Source organism: Arhodomonas sp. AD133 (assembly GCF_051195215.1).
Classification (GTDB): Bacteria; Pseudomonadota; Gammaproteobacteria; order Nitrococcales; family Nitrococcaceae; genus Arhodomonas.
This window is the reverse complement of record NZ_JBNAZM010000071.1, coordinates 1-17,066: the sequence shown is the minus strand read 5'-3', so window position 1 is coordinate 17,066 and position 17,066 is coordinate 1. Positions and strand designations below refer to the sequence as shown.

General features: G+C 67.1%; 18 protein-coding genes and 1 pseudogene. 6 read left to right on the top strand and 13 right to left on the bottom strand.

All coding sequences use genetic code 11. The features are described 5' to 3' along the window. The first annotated feature begins 34 nt into the window (after positions 1-34). From ACPEES_RS21815 to ACPEES_RS21805, 3 genes are all read left to right on the top strand, one after another. Positions 35-682 carry a lipase secretion chaperone gene (locus ACPEES_RS21815; RefSeq protein ID WP_435106311.1) on the top strand — a complete coding sequence of 216 codons (648 nt, stop codon included), beginning with the start codon at positions 35-37 and terminating at the stop codon, positions 680-682. Positions 683-1,080: 398 nt separating this feature from the next. Then, the gene (locus ACPEES_RS21810; RefSeq protein WP_435106309.1) at positions 1,081-1,863 is read left to right on the top strand and encodes a tryptophan 2,3-dioxygenase; all 783 of its coding nucleotides are present in this window, start codon (positions 1,081-1,083) and stop codon (positions 1,861-1,863) included. 24 nt (positions 1,864-1,887) lie between these two features. Then, positions 1,888-3,081, top strand: a complete 1,194-nt coding sequence (locus ACPEES_RS21805) for a kynureninase/PvdN C-terminal domain-containing protein (RefSeq protein ID WP_435106307.1) — start codon at positions 1,888-1,890, stop codon at positions 3,079-3,081. A 56-nt stretch (positions 3,082-3,137) separates the two neighbouring features. On the opposite strand, the gene ACPEES_RS21800 is transcribed toward ACPEES_RS21805, so the two are convergent. The 9 genes from ACPEES_RS21800 to moaB form a co-directional block, all read right to left on the bottom strand. Further along, positions 3,138-3,551 carry an Hsp20/alpha crystallin family protein gene (locus tag ACPEES_RS21800; protein WP_435106305.1) on the bottom strand — a complete coding sequence of 138 codons (414 nt, stop codon included), beginning with the start codon at positions 3,549-3,551 and terminating at the stop codon, positions 3,138-3,140. 18 nt (positions 3,552-3,569) lie between these two features. Then, on the bottom strand, positions 3,570-4,034 hold the full coding sequence (locus tag ACPEES_RS21795) for an Hsp20/alpha crystallin family protein (protein ID WP_435106303.1): 465 nt from the start codon (positions 4,032-4,034) through the stop codon (positions 3,570-3,572). 178 nt (positions 4,035-4,212) lie between these two features. Then, positions 4,213-5,022, bottom strand: coding sequence for a TerB family tellurite resistance protein (locus tag ACPEES_RS21790; protein WP_435106301.1), 810 nt, complete (start codon positions 5,020-5,022; stop codon positions 4,213-4,215). A 155-nt stretch (positions 5,023-5,177) separates the two neighbouring features. Continuing rightward, complete coding sequence (locus ACPEES_RS21785) at positions 5,178-6,821, bottom strand: putative bifunctional diguanylate cyclase/phosphodiesterase (RefSeq protein ID WP_435106299.1); 1,644 nt, start codon at positions 6,819-6,821, stop codon at positions 5,178-5,180. Beyond that, entirely contained in the window at positions 6,773-7,153 is a 381-nt protein-coding gene (locus ACPEES_RS21780) for a hypothetical protein (RefSeq protein WP_435106297.1), read from the bottom strand. Before ACPEES_RS21780 ends, ACPEES_RS21785 begins: the two co-directional genes overlap by 49 nt. Next, on the bottom strand, positions 7,150-7,794 hold the full coding sequence (locus tag ACPEES_RS21775; RefSeq protein WP_435106295.1) for an acyl-homoserine-lactone synthase: 645 nt from the start codon (positions 7,792-7,794) through the stop codon (positions 7,150-7,152). The genes ACPEES_RS21780 and ACPEES_RS21775 overlap by 4 nt, the downstream gene beginning before the upstream one ends. Before the next feature lie 199 nt (positions 7,795-7,993). Further along, entirely contained in the window at positions 7,994-8,740 is a 747-nt protein-coding gene (locus ACPEES_RS21770) for a LuxR family transcriptional regulator (protein WP_435106293.1), read from the bottom strand. Between the two features lie 83 nt (positions 8,741-8,823). Beyond that, complete coding sequence (locus ACPEES_RS21765; RefSeq protein ID WP_435106291.1) at positions 8,824-9,432, bottom strand: TetR/AcrR family transcriptional regulator; 609 nt, start codon at positions 9,430-9,432, stop codon at positions 8,824-8,826. Continuing rightward, positions 9,429-9,980 (bottom strand): molybdenum cofactor biosynthesis protein B, encoded by a 552-nt coding sequence (moaB, locus tag ACPEES_RS21760; protein ID WP_435106290.1) that lies wholly within the window; start codon positions 9,978-9,980, stop codon positions 9,429-9,431. The genes ACPEES_RS21765 and moaB overlap by 4 nt, the downstream gene beginning before the upstream one ends. 334 nt (positions 9,981-10,314) lie before the next feature. Here moaB and ACPEES_RS21755 point away from each other — a divergent pair. The 3 genes and pseudogenes from ACPEES_RS21755 to ACPEES_RS21745 form a co-directional block, all read left to right on the top strand. Continuing rightward, positions 10,315-10,509, top strand: a pseudogene (locus ACPEES_RS21755) (MerR family transcriptional regulator); the annotation flags it as partial. Between the two features lie 2 nt (positions 10,510-10,511). Then, positions 10,512-11,960, top strand: coding sequence for a cryptochrome/photolyase family protein (locus tag ACPEES_RS21750; protein ID WP_435106288.1), 1,449 nt, complete (start codon positions 10,512-10,514; stop codon positions 11,958-11,960). A 73-nt stretch (positions 11,961-12,033) separates the two neighbouring features. Further along, positions 12,034-12,930 carry a phosphoribosylaminoimidazolesuccinocarboxamide synthase gene (locus ACPEES_RS21745; protein WP_435106285.1) on the top strand — a complete coding sequence of 299 codons (897 nt, stop codon included), beginning with the start codon at positions 12,034-12,036 and terminating at the stop codon, positions 12,928-12,930. A gap of 51 nt (positions 12,931-12,981) precedes the next feature. On the opposite strand, the gene pyk is transcribed toward ACPEES_RS21745, so the two are convergent. The 4 genes from pyk to ACPEES_RS21725 all read right to left on the bottom strand — a co-directional run bounded on the left by pyk (position 12,982) and on the right by ACPEES_RS21725 (position 17,049). Further along, entirely contained in the window at positions 12,982-14,418 is a 1,437-nt protein-coding gene (gene pyk, locus ACPEES_RS21740) for a pyruvate kinase (RefSeq protein ID WP_435106283.1), read from the bottom strand. A 33-nt stretch (positions 14,419-14,451) separates the two neighbouring features. Further along, on the bottom strand, positions 14,452-15,624 hold the full coding sequence (locus ACPEES_RS21735) for a phosphoglycerate kinase (protein WP_435106281.1): 1,173 nt from the start codon (positions 15,622-15,624) through the stop codon (positions 14,452-14,454). 204 nt (positions 15,625-15,828) lie between these two features. Beyond that, positions 15,829-16,842 carry a type I glyceraldehyde-3-phosphate dehydrogenase gene (gap, locus tag ACPEES_RS21730; protein ID WP_435106279.1) on the bottom strand — a complete coding sequence of 338 codons (1,014 nt, stop codon included), beginning with the start codon at positions 16,840-16,842 and terminating at the stop codon, positions 15,829-15,831. Between the two features lie 102 nt (positions 16,843-16,944). After that, positions 16,945-17,049, bottom strand: coding sequence for a hypothetical protein (locus ACPEES_RS21725; protein ID WP_435106313.1), 105 nt, complete (start codon positions 17,047-17,049; stop codon positions 16,945-16,947). Positions 17,050-17,066 lie beyond the last annotated feature (17 nt).

Genomic DNA, 17,066 nt, shown 5'->3' with positions numbered 1-17,066 from the left:
ATCAACGCATGCATAACCTCGCGACCCATCCATAATGCATATCGTGACGGGTCTATGCAATCGTCGGGGACCCGACAGCTACGTACGCTACCGTCGCGCCGTCGCCGACACGCTGCGCCCACCGCATTCCACCGAACGCCTGAAGGAGGCGTTCGAGCGGCGTCGCGCGCTGCGGCAGCGAATCCTGGGGCCCAAGATGGCGGCTGCGTTCTTCGGCCACGAAGAACCGCTCGACCGCTACGCCATCGCGCTTCGCCGCTGGCTCAACAAACAGGGTGCGCGCGAGCGCGTCCCGCAACCACCCGACCGACTCAGACAGGGATTGCCCGCCCGCTTGCGGCGAGCGCACCGGCAAAGCCGACTCCCATTGACCCTGCGCGAGCGCGTGCAACGCCTGCGCCGTGACGGAGCCGACCAGGCACGCATACACACGGTCCGTGCGGCCATGGCGGGTGCCGCGGCGGCACGGCGACTTGCGGAGCTGGATCGTCGCCGCAGCGACTGGCGTGACCGGCTGGCCGCCTACCGACGCGAGCGTGATCGGCTGCTGTCAGCGTCGGGGCTTGCCCCCGAGGATCGCCAGGCCGCTGTCGACGCCCTCCTGCGAGAACGCTTCGACCCGAACGAGGCACGGCGGGTTCGTGCCCTCGAGCGAACCGACGAAACCCATGGCCAATACTAATCCGATCGAATTACTAATCCGATCATAGGTAATGCCACATGTCAGCGAGGCTGTCGGGCGTTCTCGCAAGGCGCGAGGAGCGTGGTGTAGCAAGCGCTACATGAGCGACGAGCAACGCCGCGAGAGCGCCCGACAGCCTCGCCCGAAGGGAGCGCTTGTGCGATCCGGCTGCGGCGTTGCGCTCACTCGACGTGAGCCTTGCCACGCCGTCGCTCGCGCGCCTGGCAGCCGAATCGCACAAGCGCTCTGACACGTGGCATTACCTGTGATCGGATTAGTAGTAGCACCCATTCGGGCGTTGAACCGACACCGCCATGTGCCAACGTTTGTACTATGGACGCCGCGATTGCGCGGAAAGCAACAGACCGCACAGGCTCCGTCCCCGGGAGGCTCCGACCATGGAACTCACTTACGGCAGCTATCTGAAACTCGACGAGCTGCTCGCACTGCAGACCAGGCGATCCGACCCGCCGGAGCACGACGAGACGCTGTTCATCATCATCCACCAGACCTACGAGCTGTGGTTCAAGCAAATACTCCACGAGCTCGACAAGTTGCGCCCGGACCTCACCGCCGGACGCACCTGGGCAGCGGCCAAGACGATGCGACGGATCCTCACCATCATGAAGACACTGGTGGGCCAGGTGGACATCCTCGAGACGATGACGCCGCTGGAGTTCAACAGTTTCAGGGATTTCCTCGCCAGCTCCAGCGGATTCCAGTCCTGGCAGTTCCGGGAGCTCGAGATCGTCTGCGGATTCCGTTCCCCGCAGGCCCTGACGGTGCAGAAAGAACGACCCGAACACTACGCCATCCTCCAGCAACGCATGGCCGAGACCACGCTGTGGGAGGCCTTCGTCGCCTATCTCCAGGCCCGCGGCCATCGCGTTCCGGCGCCGGTGCGAGTCAACGAGTCCGGCCTGGTCCACGAGCCTGACCCGGCACTGCAGGAGCAACTCATGGACATCGTGCGCAACGACCCCGAAGCGGGCCTGATCGAAGAGCTGCTGGTGGACTTCGACGAAGGGCTGCAGGAATGGCGCTACCGCCACGTAAAGATGGTGGAGCGCACAATCGGCACGAAAACGGGGACGGGCGGCTCCCCCGGCGCGGCCTACCTCCGCGAGACCCTCCACCGGAGCCTGTTCCCGGACCTGTGGGCAATTCGCGCTCGACTCTAACCAGACGGCGATCACAGCACACCCATGAACGATTTCGACAACCTCGCTGCGACCCTTGCCCCGCACTACTCGCGCTTCCGGGTCGCGGAGCGTCTTCTGTTCACCGGCCACTCTCATCAGGCGTGGCCCGACGTGGCACGTGACGGGCTGACGGAAGCCTACGACATCGCCGCCAGAGACGTGGACGCCAAATGGGAATCCGCATTCGCACGGACGCAACGCCTGCGCGCCTACCTCCGTCGCTGGTACGACGACCCCGACGGCCGCTACTGCCTGGGCGTCAGCACGCACCAGCTGCTGGTGTCCTGGCTGTCGGCGCTGGACTGGCGCCACCGCCGGCGAATCGTCACCACCGATGGGGAGTTCCATTCAATGGCGCGCCAGCTCTGTCGGCTGCAGGAACTGGGCGTTGAGGTCGTGGCTCTGCCCAGTGCGGCACCGGAGCACCTCGCCGACGACGTTGAAGCGGCACTGGCGACACCCACCACGGCCGTCATGGTATCCCGGGTCTTCTTCGAAACCGCGCGCGTCAACCCCGGACTCGGCCGGATCGCCGAGCTCTGCCGCATGCGGGGTGTGCCACTGCTCATCGACGACTACCATGGCACCAACGTCGTGCCCCTTTCGCTGCGCGACTCGGGGCTCACCGACTGCTACCTGGTCACCGGCGGTTACAAGTACCTGCAGTGGGGCGAAGGCAATTGTTTCCTGCGCTTCCCGGCCGACTGCGCTCTGCGTCCGGCTGTCACCGGCTGGTTCGCCGCATTCAGCGCCCTCGGCGAAGCGGGGGACGGATTGCCCGTGCGCTACGACGAGGAGCAGCGCTTCGCCGGCGCCACTTACGATCCCGGTTCGCAGTTCCGGGCGGCGCGTGTGGCGGACTTTTTCGACGAGCACGGCCTCACCCCCGCGGTCCTGCGCGCTCAGGCCGTGTCACAGGTGGAGCGGTTGCGAGCCGGCTTTCTCGCTCTCGAGCTCGATCCGGCGATCATCCGGCTGGCACACGCAGCACCCGCGGCGGAAACGGGCGGCTTTCTGGCCCTGCGCTCAGCCCACGCCGCGGACCTGTGCGACAGACTTCGCCGGCGGGGCGTTTTCACCGACGCGCGCGGCGGCGCATTGCGCTTTGGACCCGCCCCGTATACCCGCGCGGCACAGATCGACAACGCGGTGGAAGCCCTCGCTGCCAGCGTTGGGGAGCTAGTGCAGGAACTCTGAGCAGGTGGGCCCGCCTGAGCGGGCCCACCCGGATGCCGGCTTCGCCGGGCGTAGCGTCACGCCGTCTGCACCTCGATCCGACGACGCCGGTGAGCCTCCTTCTTCGGCAGTGCCAGCGAGAGCACACCGTCCTTGACCTCGGCCTTGATGCCCTCGGCATCGATTTCGCGTCCGAGGGTAAAACGGCGATAATACTGCGAGCCACGGACCTCCGCGTAGGTCGCAGCGATTCCCTCGGGCATGTCCACCCGGATGTCACCCTTGACCGTGAGCACGTTGTTGTCCAGCTCGATGCTCACGCCCTCGGGCGCCACCCCCGGCATATCCGCGTAGATACGGATCGCCTCGTTCTCTTCGACGATATCCACCGGCGGCAGCAATGGCCGCTCCGACCGATCCTCTGCCACGGATCCACGCGCCGCCTCGCGGTCGGCGACTTCCTGACCCTGGGAGCGTTTGACGTCACTCATGATTCATCACCTCCCGACTCAAGCTGCCGAGATCTCGATCTTGCGCGGCTGGAGCTCTTCGCGCTTGGGCAGACGGATCTCGAGTACACCATTGCGGAACTTCGCCTCGGCCGCGTCACCGTCCAACCCCTCGGGGAGCGCCACCGCCCGTGAAAACTCACCGGCGAAACGCTCACGCCGGTAGGTGGCGAGCGTTCGCTCCTCGCCTCCGGGTTGCCGCGCCGGAAGCTCCCGTCTGCCCTTCAGGATGAGCACGTTGTCCTGAATGGAGACGTCCAGGTCGTTCGCCGCTACGCCCGGCGCGAACACGTAGACACGCACGGCATCGTCAGTCGCGCCGATATTCACCATGGGAAAGGTTCCGCGTGGAACGGACCGGATATCCATCGATTCGCCCTGGGGGAAGAGCTGGTCCATCATTTCCCTTACCCAATCCAGTTCGCGGAACCCGGGTCTGTCGAACCGCCAATAGTCTCCGAACATGGCTGAACACCTCCCAACCATCGTTCCCATCGTTCGACCTGTCGTTGCAACCGCCGGCGGCCGTGTACCGCCAGGGTGTCGCGTGATTAGGAATAGGGGCTCATCAGGGATTTTCAAGAGATTCGCGGACTCCTGCGAGACCTGCGCAACTATCTGAAATCCGGCAATGTACCGCCGATTATCGGCGCCAGCCTCGCTCCTGGCACAAGGCCTCGTAAGCAGCACGCGCTTCGCGCGTGCGTGCGGCGGCGGAACGTAACGCTTCGCCCTCGACGCCGCGGGCGAGAAGACGGTCGGGGTGATGACGGCTGACCACGCGCCGGTAAGCGAGCCTTACCTCGGCGTGGCCCGCCTCGGCGGCGACGCCAAGAACTTCCTGCGCCCAACGTGACGTGCGAGCATTCACTCGCTGTCGGCGCTTACGCGCCTCGAGCGCGCTTTGCCAAAGCTCACGAAACGCTTCTCCCGACAGGCCCAGCACCCGGGCCGCCTGACGCATGCGCGCCTCCACGACTGCACCCGGGACCCCGTCGGCCATGACGACACGCAACAGCAGGCGCAGCCAGCGGCGGTGCCGATCACCACCGCGATGACGACGCAACCGCCACAGCAGTCGGCGGCGCGGGCAGGTCGGCTGCTTACCGGCGCCGAACTGCTCGATCGCCAACTGTCGCGAGGCCTCATCGAGCCCCAACTCCGCCATCACGGTACGGGTCGCCTGGATTTCCTGCTCGCTGACGCGGCCGTCGAGCTTGGCGATATGGCCGGCCCAGGCGAACAGGGCACTGAGAAACACACGTTCTCCGGCCTCGTCACTCCACCGCCGCCACCGGCCTGGTCGTACCGGGGCATAGTAGCGCCAGTCATCCACAATCCAACCGATCAACAGACCCAGGGCGCCGCCAGCCAGCTCAGCGACGAGCAAGCCGAGCAAGGCCCCCGAAAGACGAGCGGTATAGCGCTGGGCGAGTTGGAGGTAAGAGCGCATGACTCCACGGTGGCTGAGTGCGTTGGGAGCCCAAGCATAGCGGCATGGGCGACCGCGGCACACCCCGGTGACCGGACGAAGAAAAAGGGGCATCCCTGCCCCATGAGCTGGAAGATCCCTCTTCCAGGCTTGCCACGCCGAGGAGATCGGTTCGCTCACCCTGCCAAGCGCAGTCGCGAGTCCTCACAAAGTGCCTGCAGCGGCTGCGGCCGGCCGAACAGATAGCCCTGTGCGAGCAGCTCGGGCCACTCGGTGAAAAACGCCGCCTCTTCGCCGCACTCAACGCCTTCCACCACGACCTCCAGCCCCAGGCTGGTGGCCATGGCAAGAATCGCGCGCACGATGCTCCGCCCCACCTCGCCATCTGCCAGGCCCTGGACGAAGCTGCGATCCACCTTGAGTACCTGAACGGGCAGACGCTTCAAGTAAGCGAGCGATGAATAACCGGTGCCGAAATCGTCCACCGCCAGTCGCACGCCCATGGCACGCAAGCGCGCCAGCGCGTCCGCCACGGCAGAGCTGCGGTCCATGAGCAGATGCTCGGTGATCTCCAGCGTCAGGCGCTGCGGCGCCAAGCCACTGGCGCTCAGCACGCGGTGGACGACGTCAGCGAACCCCGGTTCGTTGAGCTGCACGACTGAGACGTTGACCGCTACACCGAATTCCTGGCCCGCCGGGGTGCGCAGCCGCTTCACATCCTCGCAGGAGCGGCGCAGCACCCATTCACCAACCTCATGAATCAATCCCGTTTGCTCGAGGATCGGAATGAAGGCATCCGGCGGCGGCGCACCGAAGACTGGGTTGTGCCACCGCAGCAACGCCTCCAGTCCGCGCAGTTCGCCGCTCGCGAGCGCCACCACGGGCTGGTAGCACAACGAGAACTCTCCATTCGTCAGGGCGTGGCGCAGGGCGACCTCCATGGTCAGGGCATCGGTCTCGCGACCACGGTCGCCCGCGTGCCCGATGACCATCCCCCGCCGGCCGCGCGTCCTTGCACTGGTAAGCGCCTGCTCGGCGGCCTGAAGCGGCTCGTCCACACGGGTGGTCGAGGGCGTCGAGGGCGAGGAGAACCCGGCGGAGACGGTGACGAACAGTTCCCGGTCACCGTGATATATGGGGGTCTCCATCGCCTGCCGCAGCGCTTGCACGAATGCGTCCGTGCGCTCGCGAGCGTCCCCGCCGCGCAGCAACACGCCGAATTCGTCGCCGCCGAGGCTCGCAATCGCGTCGCTGTCACCAGCGAGTCTCATCAGCCGACGGCCGACCTCCGCGAGCACGGCATCGCCGCAGACGTGCCCGAACCCCACGTTGATCTGGCGCAGACGATCCACGTCCACGCAGCCGACGACCACTTCGTCCCCGGCTCGCGCTGCATCGGTGAGTGCGGCCATGAAGTCCCGCCGATCCTCGAGGACTGGCATCACCTCTCGCCGGCCGTCGGGTTCGGCATGCAGCTCCAGGGCAACGGCCCGGCCGCCGTCGAAAGGCACCAGACGCGCTGCGTAGCGTCGCCCGGGGGACTGTACCGGCCGCACGGCCATGTAAAGGCCGGCGCTGCCGGTGCGCATTCCCGCCAGACGCTGGGAAATGGGTGTCGCCGGCCGATCGGCGTCGACCAGCCAGGCGTCCACGCAATCGCCCGTGCGTATCGGCCCCAGCGCCGATGGCATCGGGCCGAAAGCGGCGCTCACACACGCATTCCCATCCAGCAGCAGACGGGGAACCGAGCGGAGCGGCTGCGCGGCCACGTTCACGCGCTCTCCGCCGCCTCGCACGGCGCGTGGTACTCGAACACCCATGAGCCACCTCCCGCTGCGAAGCGCCTGGGCTCCACCGCATAACATCCGTACAAGGCGTTCCCGTCGGCACTCTGGAGCTCCGTGCCTACGGCATCGCGCAGCTGGATGATCTGGGCTCCCGTCGAAGGCGCGCCCTGGCAGCCCGTGGCAGCGGCCTCCAATCGCGCCTGATCACCGGAGTCCACCAGGATGTAATCGAAGCGCTCCCCGGCAGCCAACCGCTCCGCTTCCGCGATATCCGCGCAGGTATGCACGTCCCACAAGGGCGACGCCATCAGCCCTTCGACCAACGGATTGTCGGCGGGCTCGGCGCCCACGATCAGCAGCTTCATGCCACTTCCCTCCCCACGCTCTCGCTGTCCTGCATGTCTTCGATATACCCGGGCACTGCCAGGGCCCGCCCCAGCGCCTCGTCGATCGTCAGCCGACAGGCCACGGACAGCACCTTGCCGACACGCACGGCCTTGCCGTCGCCGAAGCGCACCAGGTTCATGCCGACCGCGCGCAGCATCCGCTCCACGGCGACGCTGGTGACCATCACGTACTCGCGTATGCCGTTGTCCTGGGCGTAGCGAAAGCACGCCCGCATCATCTCCATCGTTTCCGACGAGCAGGTCACCTGCACGCGGGCGGCAGGGTCGCGGGCGGTGACCGCGAACCGCGACAGCTCCCAGACGTCACTCGCACACGGCGCTTCCTCGCCGCGGAGCAACTCGGGAAAAGTGTCGCGAAGCATGTAGGGCCCGGTGGTGGGCAACAGGCGGAAGGTGCCGATCACTTCGTCGCGTTCACGGCAGGCGATGTAGACCGGATCGAGATCATCGAAATCGTCGCGCTCACGCCCGCGACGGCTTTTGACCTCCCAACCCAGCCGTTTGTTGAATACGTCGTGGCGGAAACGGTACACGCCGTCGAGAACGGCCGGCGACATCGCCGGTTCGGAAGAGCGTCCAACCAGAATTTCCTGTTGCATCCCCCCAGCCCTCCAAGTGCTATGGACTCGGGAGGCAGTAAACGCCCTTTGGCAGGGGGCACATAACTGTCAGATGTGACAGGTTGCGCAGTTGCCCGGCAGGGTTTATGTGAAATGGATCACACTCGTACCGCGCGCGATACGCGGCGCCAACGCCGACATCGGCGCCGCGACGGACGGCTGCACAAAGGCGTCGGTATCAGTCGAGCGACGGCGCGATAAGGCCCTGGGAGACCGCCCGCGCGACGGCCTGCTGGCGGGTGGTGACGGCGAGCTTGCTCGCCGCATTGTTGAGGTGGAACACCACGGTGCGCTCGCTCAAACCCAGGATCTGTGCCGTTTCCCAGGCTGTCTTGCCCTCTGCCGACCACAGCAGACACTCGCGCTCCCGATTGGTGAGATGAACCGGCTGATACGGCATCTCGCCGCGTGCGACTATCCGGCAGACCGCCTCGTGGACGTAACTCGACAGCAGAAAGAGATCGGGCTGCGCCGCAAGTATCTCGCGCTCCGCCTCGCGGCCCGTTCGGGGGCCGGAGAAACTCATGAGGCCGACCTCGCCGCGGCTGCCGCGCACGGGCAGCGACGTGCCGGCGAGCAGCCCGAACTCCTTCGCCTCCTCGAGAACCTGCCGCGCGTTCCTGGGTTGATCCGGATCGGAGAGCAGCTCGCTCCACCGGACCGGGCGGGTGTGGGTGACGCAGTGACGGACGGCGGGATCCCGGGCGATGTAGTGACGGCTCTGGTAGCGGGCCCGCCACTCGTCCGGGTGACCGCTGATCACGAGCATGAACGGACGAATCAGCGAGCTCGGGAAACGCGCCCCGTAGATGAAGTGTTCGAACCCATAGGCGTGGGCCGCGCGAGAGCACAGACGGTGCAGTGCCTCCACGCTATCCGCCTGCAGGGTAGTCTCGATCAGGTCAGAGAGTTCTTCACGGCCCATGCACGCCCCCCGCGTGACAAGTGGCCCACGCAACCATGCCCGTTTTCGCGGCCGGAGCCGGCGCCTGGCATCCGGTGTCGCTGTCAGCCGGCCAGTCTCCGTGCGGACTCCAGCTCGCGCATGCCCAGCGTCGACCGGAGCCCTTTCAATACGCTGTAATACGCAGACTCGCCCTGCACACGCGCGAGCTGGAGCCCGCCCTGCGTGGCGGCGAGCACCTGTCGCGCCACGTCCTCGACATCGCCGTCGAAGCGCATGCTGCCGTCGGCGCGACCGTCGCCGAGGGTGTCCACGAGGAAGGCGAACACGTCCTCCTGTAAAGCACCGGCCTCGCGGCACATCTCCGGCGGCAATCCGCCGAACTCCACACCCACGACCCCGAGCGGACAAACCTTGCGCTCACTCGCGTAGCGACCGTCGAGGTCGAAATACGCTTCGAGCCGAGCCCCACCGTCGAGCCCACGGGACTCGAGCTGGCGCCGCCACCAGGCGAAATCTTCACGGAAACGGCGGGCGACCGCGGCCCCCAGATCGGCCTTCGTGGGGAAGTGGTAGTGAACGGCAGCGTTTCGGACTCCCAGCTTTTCGCTAATATGATGATAGCTGAAACCGTGGAAGCCACGCGCCTGCAGCAGCCGCTCGGCGGTGTTGAGGATTTCGCGCCGGGTCTCGCCGCGCCGTCGCCGGCTCATGCCTGCCTCCCGTCGTGATTGCCGAAGAGCACCAACTCCGCCAGGTTGCACGGGCGATGGCGAACGTCCAACTGCTCGCGCAGGATGCCTTTCCAGGCATCCCGGCAGGCGCCCGTCGAACCGGGTAGACAAGCGAGGAACGTTCGGTTGGCGAAGCCGGCGAGCGCGCGGGACTGAATGGCCGACGAGCCTATCTCCTCTCTCGAAAGCTGACGGAACAGCTCACCGAAGCCGGGAATCTCGTCATCCAGCAGCGGGCGTACGGCACCAGGGGTACAGTCCCGGCCGGTAAACCCGGTCCCCCCGGTGGCGATGATCCCGTCGATCCCCGGGTCGGCGATCCAGCGCGAAACGACCGCACGAATCCGGTAGCGGTCGTCGCGCACGATCTCGCGTTCGGCGACGACGTGCCCGTCCGCTTCGGCGAGCTCACATAGCGCGGCACCGGAGCGGTCATCGTCGAAACCGCGGGTATCGGAGACGGTCAGCACCGCGATACGCAGTGCCCGAAACTCGTTCGCTGCCTGATGCACCTGCACACCTGTCATGCTTGGCCTTTGCCCCAATAATACGCACCGCGTCGGCACAGTCGAACCCAAACATTCGCAAATGAGAATGCTTGCTATTCATATTGAGATGTACTAGGGTAGTCCCTGTCGCGACGGCCTTTCGCGACTTGCGGGTAGTTCAGACTTTGGGGTGCCATTCGGCACCCCTTTCTTTTTCCGCTCCCTCACCGGTCACGCACCCGGCTGCCGGGAATACGAGCCCGCCCGGATACATCCGGATATCCATCTGCGCGGTATCCACTGCCAGGATACGGGCATCGCCGCGTTCGCTTATGATATTCGTATCGATATCGCACAAGGAGCGATACCACCCATGCTGGAGAAGCCGCCGCCCCCCGCAGGAGCGGGGCGAACGGCCGAAGGCCTTTCCCCGATACGCACGGTATCGGTGCTCACGAGGGTCAATCCGGTCACCCTTCGCGCCTGGGAACGTCGTTACGGCGTCATCCGGCCCCTGCGCACGCCGAAAGGACTCCGGCTTTACGCCGAAACGGATTTCGAGCGTGTGCCATGACGCTGACCCTCGTATGGTTCCGGCAGGACCTGCGACTCGCCGATAACCCCGCGCTGGTGGCCGCAGCCCGGGCCGGTACGGTTCTGCCCGTCTACGTACACGACCCGGAAGCCGCAGGGGCATGGCCCCCCGGCGGAGCGAGCCGCTGGTGGTTGCATCATTCGCTGGCGTCACTCGCGGCGGCACTCGCCGAACGCGGCCTCGCCCTCACCATCCGTCACGGCCCGGCGCTGGCGGCGCTGCGCACCCTTGCACGGGAGACGGGGGCCACCGCCGTGCGCTGGAACCGACGCTACGAGCCGGCGCTGGTAGAGCAGGATCGCCGCGTCAAACAGGCACTGGCGGACGACGGGCTCGACATCCACAGCCACAAGGCAGCGCTGCTGCACGAACCCTGGACGCTGCGCACCGGGCAGGGCCGCGCCTATCAGGCGTTCACGCCGTTCTGGCGCGCGCTGTGCCGCGACGGCGAGCCGGACAGACCCCTACCCGAACCCGCCATGCACGCACCGCCATCGGCTCCGACAGGGGAATCCCTGGCGAGTCTGCAGCTGTTACCTCGCGTGCGCTGGGACGAAGGCCTGCGGGCGGCCTGGACGCCCGGTGAGGCCGGTGCCCACGAACGACTCGGTGCGTTCCTGCGAAACCGGCTCGGGCACTACGCCGACGCCCGCGACTACCCGGCGACAGCCGGAACCTCGGCACTGTCGCCACACCTGCACTTCGGCGAAGTGAGCCCCCGACAGGTCTGGCACGCCGTTCGCGAGCGCTGCGCCGCCGGCACCGGAACGGAGCCCCTGGCAGACAGCACCGGCAAGTACCTCAGCGAGCTGGGCTGGCGGGAGTTCGCCCACCATGTGCTTTTCCACTTCCCGGAGCTGCCCGATAACCCGCTTAACCGGCGTTTCTCGGCATTTCCCTGGCGCGAGGATCCCGATGGGCGCCTGCGCGAGGCCTGGCAGGCCGGGCGCACGGGATTTCCCCTGGTGGACGCAGGCATGCGCGAGCTCTGGGCGACCGGATGGATGCACAACCGAGTGCGCATGGTGGCGGGCTCACTGCTGGTGAAGAACCTGCGCCTGCCCTGGCAGCTGGGTGAACGCTGGTTCTGGGATACGCTGGTGGACGCCGACCTCGCGAACAACAGCCTCGGCTGGCAGTGGGTTGCCGGTAGTGGCGCCGACGCCGCGCCGTACTTCCGCATCTTCAACCCGGTGCGCCAGGGTGAGCGATTCGACCCGGCGGGCGACTACGTCACCCGCTGGATTCCCGAGCTCGCGGGGCTGCCGGCCAGATACCGGCACGCGCCATGGACCGCCCCTGCCGACGTGCTCGCCGAGGCCGGGCTCACCCTGGGCAGGGATTACCCGCGCCCCATCGTCGACCTCAAGACGAGCCGTCAGCAGGCGCTGGAGGCGTTTCAACGCGTCAAGCAAGGCGCGTAGGGACGGCCGGATGCTTGGTCGCTCGTGTGCGGCTGCTAGAATTGGCGCTCATCCACGCCAGCCGGAATGCGCCATGTCCGACAGTCCCCGCACCCTGTTCGAGAGCGATCTGCCGAGTCTGAGGCGGCTCGCCCGCGGCAAGGTCCGTGACCTCTACGAGGTGGACGACGAGCACCTGCTGATCGTCACCACCGACCGGATCTCCGCCTTCGATGTCATCCTGCCGGACCCCATTCCCGGCAAGGGTGCGGTGCTCACGGCGCTGTCTCGGTTCTGGTTCGATCGCATGGCGCACATCCTGCCCAACCATCTCGCCGAGCTACCGCTGGAAGCGGTGCTGCCCGACCCGGCGGAACGGGCGCAGGTGGACGGACGCGCACTGGTGGTCCGCCGGCTCGAGCCGCTGCCGGTTGAAGCGATCGCGCGGGGTTACATCATCGGTTCCGGGTGGAAGGACTACCAGGCCACCGGAGCGGTTTGCGGCATACCCTTGCCCGACGGGCTCCGCCAGGCCGACCGCCTGCCCGAGCCCATCTTCACGCCCTCGACCAAGGCCGAGGTGGGCGATCACGACGAGAACGTCGCCTTCGAAGCGGTGGCCGGGCGCATCGGCCGCGAACGTGCCGAGACCATCCGTGCGGTGACCTTGCGCATTTACCGAGAGGCCGCCGAGTACGCACGCGAGCGCGGCATCATCATCGCCGACACCAAGTTCGAGTTCGGGCTCGACGCCAACGGCGAACTGATCTGGATCGACGAGGCGCTCACCCCCGATTCCAGCCGCTTCTGGCCCGCCGACGAGTACCGCCCCGGCAGCTCGCCGCCGAGCTTCGACAAGCAGTTCGTGCGTGACTACCTGGAAACCCTCGACTGGGACAAGACGGCCCCGGGGCCCCGGCTGCCGGAGACGGTCATCGAACAGACCGCGGAGAAATATCGCGAAGCACAGCGCCGGCTCACCGGCGCATGACCGCGCACTCGCCGCCGGGGCGCGAGGGCGCCCCGGCCGCTGGAGCTGACGCTAATATTCGCCGACGTGCACGATCTTCATGGCGTTCGTACCGCCCTGCACACCGGCCATATCGCCCTTGGTGATAAGCAGCAGATCGCCGTCGCCGACGGCGCCCAGGCGCTTGAGCTCCTCGACCACCGCGCGGTTGACCTGGTCCCGGGGCTGGCCGGTGGGGTCGAAGGCGATGGGATGAACGCCGCGGAGCAGGGTCACCCGCGTACGCGTGGCCGCCTGCTCGGAAAGCGCGTAGATGGGCGTGTCGGTGCCGATGCGCGACATCCAAAGCGTGGTCGCCCCTGACTCGGTGAGTGCGGCGATCGCCGCCACGCCCAGCCGATTGGCGGCGGTGATCGCCGTCTTGGCGATGGTCTCGTCGATGCGCGTGTAGTGCGGCTCCTCGGGCATGGCCCGTCCCACCCGGCTTTCGTCGGCGTAGGTTTCCGCCCCGACGCACACGCGTGCCATGGCCTCGACGGTTTCCGGGGGATACTGCCCGACCGCGGTCTCCTCGGAGAGCATCACCGCATCGGTACCGTCGAGCACCGCATTCGCCACGTCCAGCACCTCGGCCCGGGTGGGCATGGGACTGTCGACCATGGACTGCATCATCTGCGTGGCAGTGATCACCACACAGTCGAGCTCACGGGCCAGTCGCATGATCCGTTTCTGCACACCGGGCAGCTCCGCATCACCGATCTCCACGGCGAGATCCCCGCGGGCGATCATCACCGCATCGGCGGCGTGCATGATCCCGCGCAGATTCTCCACCGCCTCGTGGCGTTCGATCTTGGCGACGATACCGGCACGACCGCCGGCGTCGTGGAGCAGGCGCCGGGTCTCCTCGATATCCTCGGCATCGCGGGGGAAGGAGACCGCCAGATAATCCGCCCCCGCCTCGGCGGCGAAGTGGATGTCCTCGCGGTCCTTGTCGGTGAGCGCGCGCACGGACAGGCCACCACCGAGCCGGTTGATACCCTTGCGCGCCCCCAGTCGGCCACCGGTGACCACGCGGGTATGCACCCGCCGGCCGTCGACGCGCTCCACCTCGAGACGGATGAGCCCGTCGGCGAGCAACAGCACGTCGCCGGCACTGACGTCGTCCGGCAGGCCATCATAGCCGACGCCGACTCCCTCGGAACTCCCCGACTCCTCGCCGAGCGTGGGATCCAGGAAGAATGATGCACCGGGCTCGAGCTCCACCGGGCCTTCACGAAAGCCCTCGATGCGGATCTTCGGGCCCTGCAGGTCGCAGAGCACGCCAACGACACGCCCGGTACGCTCGGCCGCCTCGCGCAGGCGGGCAACACGCCCACGGTGCTCGTCGTGGGCGCCGTGGGAGAGGTTCAGGCGCACCACGTCGACGCCGGCACCGACGATGGCGCCGAGCGCCTCGGCGTTGTCCGTGGCCGGGCCGAGCGTGGCGACGATCTTGGTCTGTCGCGTCATGTTTGTCCCTTCCGTAATCGTTGCGCGGCGCCGTCAGCCGCGTGCTTCGAGCGCCGCCACCGCCGGCAGGGTCTTGCCTTCCAGGAACTCGAGGAAGGCGCCGCCCCCGGTGGAGATGTAGGAGATACGCTCGCCGACGCCGTACTTGGCAATGGCGGCCAGGGTGTCCCCACCCCCGGCAATGGAAAACGCGCTGCTCGCGGCGATGGCCTCGGCCAGTGCTTCCGTACCACGGCCGAACTGATCGAACTCGAACACGCCCACCGGGCCGTTCCACACGATTGTGCCCGCATCGGCGAGAGCCGCCGCGTAGCGCTCTGCCGTGCGCGGGCCCACGTCCAGGATGAGCTCGTCGTCCGCCACCGCGTCGACGGCCTTGGTGGTCGCTTCGGCGTCCTCGGCAAAGGCCTTGGCGACGACCACGTCCTCCGGCACGGGAATCTCGCCGCCCTTCGCGCGAGCCTTGTCCATGAGGCGCTTCGCATCGTCGACCAGATCCGCCTCGCAAAGAGACTTGCCGACATTATGACCGGCCGCAGCGATGAACGTGTTGGCGATGCCGCCGCCGACGATGAGCTGATCCACCTTCTCGGAAAGCTGTTCGAGCACGGTCAGCTTGGTGGACACCTTGGAACCGCCGACGATGGCAACCATGGGTCGTGCCGGCGATTCCAGCGCCTGCCCCAACGCCTCCAGCTCGGCGGCGAGCAACGGCCCGGCGCACGCCTGCGGCGCAAAGCGGGCAACACCGTGGGTGGACGCCTGGGCGCGGTGGGCAGTGCCGAAGGCATCCATGACGTAAACATCGCAGAGCGCGGCCATGCGCCGCGCGAGGGCCTCGTCGTCGGCCTTTTCACCGGCATTGAAGCGCACGTTCTCGCAGAGCACCAGCTCGCCGGAGGCGACGTTCACCCCGTCGAGCCAGTTCCGCTCGACGCGCACTTCACGCCCGAGCAGCTCTCCCAGGCGCGTGGCCACCGGCGCCATGGAGTCCTCTTCGCTGAACTCGCCCTCGGTGGGCCGGCCGCGGTGGCTCATCACCAGCACGTGCGCCCCCGCCTCGAGCGCCTGCTGCAACGTCGGCAACGCCGCGCGTATGCGCGTATCGTCGGTCACGACGCCGTCGCGCACCGGCACGTTGAGATCCTCGCGGACGAGTACGCGCTTGTCGCGCAGATCGATATCCCGCATCTGCTTGACCGGCATGGGGTGCCTCCCTCATCGGTTCGTAAGTCACATGGCCGTCGTGATGGCCGCCACTGCCCTTCGCCCACCCCGGCCGGCGATCGGCCGGACAGGCATAGAGCGATGCAGCAGGGCGAAATCCACTATCCGACCATTACCCATCAAAAAAGCGCGAGGGCGATCACCGCACCTCGCGCTCATGTGCATCTCCAGACCGACTCCGGCTCAGCTCGCCTTGGCCAGCGCCACCGTGGTGTCGAGCATACGGTTGGAGAAGCCCCATTCGTTGTCGTACCAGGAGCAGACCTTCACCAGCCGCCCGCCGGTGACCTTGGTCAACAGGCCGTCGACGATCGAGGAGTGGGCGTTGTGGTTGTAGTCCGCGGACACCAGAGGCTCCTCGGTATAGTCGAGGATACCGTTGAGCTCGCCGGCTGCCGCCTCACGCAGGATCGCATTGACCTCGTCGACACTCGTCTCGCGGCTCGCTGTGAAGGTGAGATCCACCATGGAGACGTTGATGGTGGGCACGCGCACGGCGAAACCGTCGAGACGTCCCTGCAGCTCCGGCATCACCAGCCCCACCGCCGCGGCCGCGCCGGTCTTGGTCGGGATCTGACTCTGAGTGGCGCTGCGCGCGCGGCGCAGGTCCTTGTGGTACACGTCGGTGAGCACCTGGTCGTTGGTGTACGAATGAATCGTATTCATCAACCCGTGCTCGAGGCCGAGCTTCTCGTGCAGGGGCTTGACCAACGGCGCGAGGCAGTTGGTGGTGCACGAGGCGTTGGAGATCACGGTGTGCCCGGCGGTGAGCGTCTCGTGGTTGACGCCGTAGACGATGGTGCCGTCCACATCGCCGCCGCCGGGCGCGGAGATCACCACCTTCTTCGCTCCGCCCTGCAGGTGCGCGGAAGCCTTCTCCTTGTTGGCGAAAAGCCCCGTGCACTCCAGCACCACGTCCACGCCGAGCTCGCCCCAGGGGAGCTCGGCGGGATTGCGCTCGGAGAGCACGCGAATGGTGTCACCGTTGACCACGAGGTTCCCCTCGCTCACCTCCACCGTGCCCGGGAACTTGCCGTGGGCGGTGTCATAACGGGTCAGGTGCGCGTTGGTCTCGGCATCGCCGAGATCGTTGATCGCCACCACGCGGATCTCGTCGGAGCGGCCGGACTCGTAGAGTGCACGCAGTGCGTTGCGGCCGATGCGTCCGTAGCCGTTGATGCCTACCTTGACTGCCATGTGGTTCTCCCTCGCGTTGTCGCGGAATATGCGGGCGCGGATCGTCAGGGGCTGTCAGCCCGTGGCCGGGAAGCACGCCCCGACCATGGTCCGTGGTGGTCCCTAGATGAGCGCGCGCACCGCCTCGGTCACGGCCCCGGCCGTGAGTCCGAAGTGCTCGTAGACCGCCGGCCCGGGGGCCGACTCGCCGAAAGTGTCGAGCCCCACGACCCGGCCCTGCGGGC